Source organism: Novosphingobium sp. 11B (assembly GCF_054589055.1).
This window is the reverse complement of sequence record NZ_BAAILP010000171.1, coordinates 46,632-53,335: the sequence shown is the minus strand read 5'-3', so window position 1 is coordinate 53,335 and position 6,704 is coordinate 46,632. Positions and strand designations below refer to the sequence as shown.

The 6,704-nt window shown below is 61.6% G+C and carries 7 protein-coding genes; 5 read left to right on the top strand and 2 right to left on the bottom strand.

Annotated elements, in window-relative coordinates:
- Positions 1 to 34: 34 nt before the first annotated feature.
- Complete coding sequence (ung, locus tag ACYPYD_RS16080) at positions 35 to 724, bottom strand: uracil-DNA glycosylase (RefSeq protein ID WP_459664163.1); 690 nt, start codon at positions 722 to 724, stop codon at positions 35 to 37.
- Between the two features lie 83 nt (positions 725 to 807).
- Here ung and ACYPYD_RS16075 point away from each other — a divergent pair, with 83 nt between their 5' ends.
- The 5 genes from ACYPYD_RS16075 to ACYPYD_RS16055 all read left to right on the top strand — a co-directional run bounded on the left by ACYPYD_RS16075 (position 808) and on the right by ACYPYD_RS16055 (position 5,143).
- Positions 808 to 1,431 carry a ribonuclease D gene (locus tag ACYPYD_RS16075; RefSeq protein ID WP_008832481.1) on the top strand — a complete coding sequence of 208 codons (624 nt, stop codon included), beginning with the start codon at positions 808 to 810 and terminating at the stop codon, positions 1,429 to 1,431.
- Between the two features lie 28 nt (positions 1,432 to 1,459).
- Positions 1,460 to 2,107, top strand: coding sequence for an LPS export ABC transporter periplasmic protein LptC (lptC, locus tag ACYPYD_RS16070; RefSeq protein WP_069708569.1), 648 nt, complete (start codon positions 1,460 to 1,462; stop codon positions 2,105 to 2,107).
- Positions 2,104 to 2,631, top strand: a complete 528-nt coding sequence (locus ACYPYD_RS16065; protein ID WP_008832483.1) for an LptA/OstA family protein — start codon at positions 2,104 to 2,106, stop codon at positions 2,629 to 2,631. The genes lptC and ACYPYD_RS16065 overlap by 4 nt, the downstream gene beginning before the upstream one ends.
- Before the next feature lie 109 nt (positions 2,632 to 2,740).
- On the top strand, positions 2,741 to 3,172 hold the full coding sequence (locus ACYPYD_RS16060) for a hypothetical protein (RefSeq protein WP_008832484.1): 432 nt from the start codon (positions 2,741 to 2,743) through the stop codon (positions 3,170 to 3,172).
- A 33-nt stretch (positions 3,173 to 3,205) separates the two neighbouring features.
- On the top strand, positions 3,206 to 5,143 hold the full coding sequence (locus ACYPYD_RS16055; protein WP_459664161.1) for a hypothetical protein: 1,938 nt from the start codon (positions 3,206 to 3,208) through the stop codon (positions 5,141 to 5,143).
- 21 nt (positions 5,144 to 5,164) lie between these two features.
- Here the strand turns inward: ACYPYD_RS16055 and ACYPYD_RS16050 are convergent, their stop codons facing one another.
- The gene (locus ACYPYD_RS16050; protein ID WP_008831533.1) at positions 5,165 to 6,565 is read right to left on the bottom strand and encodes a sugar transferase; all 1,401 of its coding nucleotides are present in this window, start codon (positions 6,563 to 6,565) and stop codon (positions 5,165 to 5,167) included.
- Positions 6,566 to 6,704: the final 139 nt, after the last annotated feature.

The window sequence follows — 6,704 nt, the reverse complement described above, 5'->3', positions numbered from 1 at the left end:
CCCCCCCCCCCCCCCCCCCCCCACGAATCCGGAATCACCAGTCGATCGTGCCGCGCCCATGCTCCGCGAGAAACGCATTGGCCCGGCTGAAATGCCCGCAGCCGAAGAACCCCTGATAGGCCGACAGCGGACTGGGATGCGGCGCCGTCAGCACCAGGTGATGGCTTTCCATCAACCGCGGCACGCTCAGCGCCTTCTTCTTCGCATGGCTGCCCCACAGCATGAACACGCAGGGCTCCGCCTTCGCCGCCACTGCCTCAACGGCCGCGTCGGTGATCGCTTCCCAGCCGCGCTTCTGGTGCGAACCGGCCTGCCCGGCCTCCACCGTCAGCGCGTTGTTGAGCAGCAGCACGCCCTGCCGCGCCCAGTGCTCCAGATTACCGTGCCCCGGCGCGGCGACATCGCAGTCGGTCGCCAGTTCCTTGTAGATGTTGACCAGCGAGGGCGGCACTTTCACCCCCTCCTGCACCGAGAACGACAGGCCATGCGCCTGTCCCGGCCCGTGGTAGGGGTCCTGCCCCAGGATGACCACGCGCACCTGATCGAGCGGCGTCAGTTCCAGCGCCCGCAACCGGGTGCCGCGCGGCGGATAGATCACCTTGCCCGCCGCTTCCTCGGCCTTGAGCCAGCCGCCCAGCCTGCGCGCCTCGGGCGTCGCCAGCACCGGTCCCAGTGCGGGAGCCCAGCTCTCCGGAACGGCCTGGACGTCCTGTGTTGCCGACATGCCCTCAACCTTCCCGAAAAACCCGCGCGGCAGTGCGCGCGCCATTGCGAAACCGCCAGCCAGTCCCTAAGCATTTTCGGATCATGGCTGTCCATCTCCACGAAGAAGATCTCCCCGAAGGCGTGCTCGCGCCGGGTCCCGTCGCTATCGACACCGAGACCATGGGCCTCATCACCGCCCGTGACCGGCTCTGCGTCGTGCAGATTTCGGATGGCAAGGGCGACGAGCACCTCGTCCGCTTCAAGCCCGGCAGCGATTACGCCGCCCCGAACCTGAAGGCCGTGCTGGCCGATCCGGCGCGCCTGAAGCTGTACCACTTTGCCCGCTTCGACCTCGCCGCGATCGAGCACTACCTCGGCGTAACCGCCGCGCCGGTGTTCTGCACCAAGATCGCCAGCAAGATGGTTCGCACCTACACCGACCGCCACGGCCTGAAGGACCTGGTGCGCGAACTGCTTGGCAAGGAAGTGTCCAAGCAGCAGCAGTCGAGCGACTGGGGCGCCCCCGAACTGACCGAGGCGCAGAAGGACTACGCCGCGTCCGACGTGCGCTACCTGCATGCGATGCACGAAATCCTCGTGGTGCGTCTGGCGCGGGAGAACCGCACCGAACTCGCCCAGGCCTGTTTCGATTTCCTTCCGGCGCGCGCCCGGCTGGACCTTGCAGGCTGGCCGGACCACGACATCTTCAGCCACGAAGCAGCCTGACCCGTCCACGGGAGTTACCTGAAACGCCATGTCCGTCGAAGCTATCAAGATCCAGAACCGCCGCCGGCACTTCGCCGCGCCCGGTGGCTCGCATGATCGGCTCGTCGGGCTGCTGGCAAAGGTGCTCCCGGCGGGTATCGGCCTTGTCGCCGCCGTGATGATTCTCGTTCCGCTGTCCCCGCGCGGCGAGATCAGCTTCCTGCTCGACCGCAACAAGGTTGCGATCACCAGCGAACGCCTGCGCGCGGACGATGCCGCCTATCGCGGCAAGGACAACAAGAACCGCGACTTCACGGTCAATGCCGGAACCGCCGTGCAGAAGAGCGCGACCACGCCGATCGTCGAGATGCTGGGCCTCAAGGCCCTGATGAACCTCAACGACGGCCCGGCCGAAATCGTCGCCCCGCGCGGCGCCTACAACTACGACAGCGAGCAGATCGCCGTCGATGGTCCGGTCAACTTCGCCGCTCCCGACGGGTACAAGATGACCACGCGCAATGTGGCCATCGATGTGAAGCAACAGACCGCCGTGGGTACAGGGGGTGTCGATGGCACCGTGCCGACGGGCACCTTTCGTGCGGACTCAATGAAAGCCGACCTCGAGAACCGCACCGTGACCCTCGAAGGCAACGCCCGCCTGCGCATGACGCCGGGCAAACTCAGGATACCGCAATGATCGCCGCCCCCCGCATGCTCTACCGTACCGCACTGGTCCTGCCGGTGCTGGGCCTCGCCGCCCTTGCCGGGTCGCAGCAACTGGGCGCGCAGGTCTTCAACGGTCACAACTCCAACGCCCCGGTGGACTATGCCGCCGACCGCATCGAACTGCAGGACAAGCAGGATCGCGTAATCCTGTCCGGCAACGTCGACGTGAAGCAGGCCGAACTGCGCCTGCGCGCGTCGCGCACGGTGGTGAACTTTACCAATCAAGGCTCGATGCAGATCCAGCGCATCACCGCGAGCGGTGGCGTTGTCGTCTCTCGCCCCGACGAAACCGCGACGGGTGATGTCGGCGTCTACGACTTCAACCAGCGCATCATCACCATGACCGGCAATGCCACGATCAAGCGCAGCAACGGCGACGTGCTGCGTGGCGGCCGACTGGTGGTGGACCTCAATAGCGGCGTCTCCTCTGCCTCGGCCGGACCGAATGGTCGGGTATCCGGCACATTCTCGGTGCCGAAGCAGAAGGGGAACTGAGCCTGCAAAGGCTTACTCTCAATTAAGAATATTTAACCTAAATGGCGTTTTCCTACACAATTTGAGATGCGTATCTGGATAAGGGTTCCGTTCCAACCGAGGAGCCCCAATGCCCACCAGCCCTATCCAGATGCCTTCGGGCTATGCGACCGCCTTCGCTATCGGTTTCACCGATGGAGAAAGCAGCAGTCTGTCCTTAGTGGAAAACGGCCGCCCCCTGCCGGTCACGACGCTGTCGGTTTCCACCCCCGAACCTCTGACTGGCACCACGGCGACCAGCACATCGACTGGGCCATTCCTTCCAGCGCCGGGAAGACCGGTATTCATTACCCTGACAGGGATCTGGCAAGGTTCCGCCACCCTGCTCCGTTCTATCGATGGCGGAGTGACGCAGCAGCCCCTGACGCTGGGGGGCGATGCCTGGGGCACTTTCTCGCAAAATGTTTGTGAGCCGGTGTGGGAGGAATTCGAAAGCGGTGCTGCTCTCTACCTCGCGATTACCCTGACTTCGGGGTCGTTAACCTATCGGGTCGCGCAATAGCCGACGCAAACTTTTCCGTAGGAGAGACGATCCATGCCTATCGATATCCTTGCGCGCGGTGCGAACACAGCCCACCGCCAAAACCTTGCTTCCAAAGCGCCGCGCAAAGGCGCCTCACTGATCGGAATGGATAGCGGCGGAACCGTCCGAGACCGTATAAACTGGGTCACACCTGAATCATTCGGGGCCATCGGCGACGGCAGTGTGGCCAATGCCTCGATTGATACGTCTGCGCTTCAACAAGCAGTGAACTCTGGCAAGCCGGTTCTGCTTCGGCCTGGAGCAATCTACCAGATCAATGCCGAGATCAGGCCTCCTGACGGCACGGACCTTGTCATAAGCGGGCATCGCAACACGGGAGACAAGCAAAGCGTCCTGAACGCTGCCCCCGGATTCAAGGGCTGGATGCTGAGACCAAAGGCGTCCTATGATATCCGCGACGTAAAACTCAATGGCAACAATCTCGATGGCTGCTATCTGATTGGCAGCCCCGATGCCGCATCGGCGGGAATCGCCCGGATTGAGCGCGTCTATGTCGCCAATGCGGATATTGGCATATTCTTCGATACAGCCTGGAATCATCCTTGGGGACTCTATTACAATCAAATCGTTGGCGTCGGCTTTAGAACTGGCGGGATCAACCTTGGTGGCACAAGCGGTGCCGGCTCGTCGGGCGAAAGTGCCTGGACGATGGACAATATCAACATCAACGGAAGCCCTTCCGGGAATGGCATCGTTGCCAGCGATGTGGTCATTACTCCGGGAACCCCAGATTCCACGCACGATACCATTGCGTGGAATAACGATGCACCTCCACGCTACGGTTGGTGCGTCATGCGTTCCGCCGACGGCAGAACCGGCTGGCATGTCCCGCCAAACTGGGTGAGCGGCGGCCTTTCAGCCAACACATTCTCCGCCAGCAAAACAGCCGGGGAGAATTGGCAGTATGCCGTCGTCCGAATGACCCGCGGTGTATCCATCCGTCGCGGCAAGGCAATCTGGGCAGGAGTCGTCCAGTCAGAATATTTCGGCATCGGCCTGTATTTCCAAGATATCGTCTCGGCAGATGTGCGTCAGTACTATGCCGAAACACGAGATCGATTCCCGCCGTTGCCACAGTTCTGTGGAATATTCGCTGCCAATTCAAACGTATCCATCGGTGGCGGTTGGGTCGAACAACTTGGTTACGGCCTGATCGCGGCTTCGAACGGGCGCATCAACCTGACAGGCCCGTTCCGCACCAACAATTGTAGGTGGGGCAAAGCCGCGATCGGCGGAGCGACAACTCAAGCGATGCGACTATTCGGAGATTTGATGGCAACGGGTACGACACCCAACACCATCGTTCCTTTGACAGGCAGTGCCTACGATTACACTTCGGCGGGTGTCGAGCACGATACCGATAACGCCGCAATGACATCTTACGTAGATGGCGCGGGCGGGTCTGGATATTCCGTAAGGCGTCGTGGAGTTACCAAGGGACGTTTCTACGCCAACACGTCCGGATACTCCCAGCTTGAAGCCGAATATATCAAGATCGCCCAGCCCGGTAAGTCGGCACTGGTTCCTATCGCGAACAAGAATTACACGACCGCCATAACTCCGGGAGCCTCGACCCCATTCATGACACTGTCGGGATTGCCGACAAATTCCGCAGCCGCAGCCAGCCTGTTCATTCAGATTGTCGGACGAGACGCGTCCTCTGTGGTTCGACAATCGCAAGCATGTCGACTTGACATCTCGTTGATCGAGACGGCTGGAACAGGGGTCGTCGCGTCCGTTGTATCCTCAAGCCCGGTGGCAGCGATACAACTAGGGACCATGGGAAGTCCGGTGTTTGCCACCAGCGCAACGAACGGCACCGTCATGCTCACATGCACGGTGAATTCCAGCATGCCATCGCTATCGTTGTATGCCGTGCCCATCGTCGGCACCGCCGAAGCTCAGACCATAAATATGGTCCAGTCGTAAACGTCGGGATCGGACCGAACTTTAAAAAGCCCGATCGTGCACCAGCACCCGCATGGTCAGGAAGATGATCTGAAGATCACGCATGATCGTCCACCCCTCCAGGTACTCAAGGTCGGCCTGGAGGCGGTTGACGAGATCGGATTCGTGATCCGTGGCGCCGCGAAAACCACGTACTTGCGCAAGTCCCGACAAGCCCGGCTTGAGCGAGTGACGCTGCCAGTACCTCAGATCGACTTCCCAGAAGAGCTTGTCGCCCGCCAGAGAACCCGTCGCATGCGGACGCGGGCCGACCAGGCTCATGTCGCCGAGCAGCACGTTGAACAACTGCGGCAGTTCATCGATGCTGGTGCGGCGGATGAAGCGACCGATGCGGGTGATCCGCTGATCGTCCTTGGAGGCCGAAACGTTGCCGTTCGTGTCGCACAGGGCCTGCGTCATCGAACGAAACTTGTACATGTTGAAGAAGCGGTTGCCCCGACCCATGCGGCGCTGTGTGAAGAACACAGGCCCGCCGTCCTGCACCTTCACCGCCAGCGCAACCACGACCAGAAGCGGGGACAAGGCGAGAATTGCACCTCCCGCGAAGGCGACGTCGAACAGGCGCTTGACGGCACGATCACGTAGCCCGAGCGGCCCCGCAGACACCATCAGCAACCCGTGCTTGCCAACCACACGCGCACCTTGCGCGCCGAGGCGCGCGACCTCGTCGTCGAGGACTTCGCCATCGACGTTGGCGCCCTTGAGCATCATCGCCCATTCGGCGCGGCGTCCTGCAGGGCAACTCACGATTACGCGGTCGATATTGCGCAGGACGAGCCCGATGCGGTCCAACGCATTAGGGTCGTTGAGGTTGGGCCGCAGGCCCATTCCTGCCGCCGAGATGCGAATTGCGCCGCGCACCTGCACTTGCGGTCCACCATCGTCGATTATGAGTTCATTGATGATGTTGTCGCCGCAACGCCACCGCACGAAGCTGCGCAGTTGCAGCCGCATCCATGCGATCACCGCCATTGCCGCCAGCGCGCCGCCATTGAAGCCGGAACGCGAGACATCGGCATCGGGTCGAATCAGGAACTGCACGAAGACCACGACAACCATCGCGATCACGACCGCAAGCAGCGCCCTGAACACACCCTTCCAGCCATCTTGCAGCGAGGCGGTGGAATAAGCACCGTTGTAAAGCGCCAGAGTCAGGAAGATAGGGAGGATGAGTTGGGCATGGACCAAGCTCTCGCCAAGTCCTTGCGCGCCTGCCAGAATATAACCTGTCGATGCAAAACCGATGAAAATCGAAACGATATCGCCGACGACGAGGGAGAGGTAGCACTGCAGGCGCCGACGTTCGAGCGAAGGTGCAACGAGAAGATCGTCGAGATCGGCCCGCTCCTTGGCGAGTGAACCTGCGGCAAATGGGGCGTTCATGCTGGCAGCACCCGGGCTTGCGAACTCACGCTGAATGCCTCCCTCATCAGAACCTCAGCGCGCGCCGCATGGACATCATGCTGCGACGCAATAGGTATATGCCCGTATGTACTGGCGAGGCAACCCGAAAAGCGGATTC